Here is a 504-nt window from a genome sequence, read left to right on the forward strand (position 1 = left end):
GCCATGTCGATCTGTGAGCCAAGGAGTTGCGGCAGTAAGTTGTCTTCCTAAGACCCGCTTGGCCTCCGACTTGGTGGTTCCTCTAGATCTTCCCAGGTGCAGCTGGTGGAGTCTGGGGCTGAGGTGAAGAAGCCTGGGGCCTCAGTGAAGGTCTCCTGCAAGGCTTCTGGATACACCTTCACCAGTTATGATATCAACTGGGTGCGACAGGCCACTGGACAAGGGCTTGAGTGGATGGGATGGATGAACCCTAACAGTGGTAACACAGGCTATGCACAGAAGTTCCAGGGCAGAGTCACCATGACCAGGAACACCTCCATAAGCACAGCCTACATGGAGCTGAGCAGCCTGAGATCTGAGGACACGGCCGTGTATTACTGTGCGAGAGGCCATGGTGGTATGGTTACTACTACGGTATGGACGTCTGGGGCCAAGGGACCACGGTCACCGTCTCCTCAGGGAGTGCATCCGCCCCAACCCTTACTAGTGGCCAGGCCGGCCAGG

The 504-nt window shown here is 56.9% G+C and carries 1 protein-coding gene; it reads left to right on the forward strand.

What is annotated here, in order from left to right; translation table 11 throughout:
- Positions 1-144: 144 nt before the first annotated feature.
- A partial coding sequence (locus ACYVJE_RS23125; RefSeq protein WP_461146142.1) for an immunoglobulin domain-containing family protein occupies positions 145-504 on the forward strand: 360 nt, incomplete at its 3' end.

This window comes from Salinifilum aidingensis, from assembly GCF_054782015.1.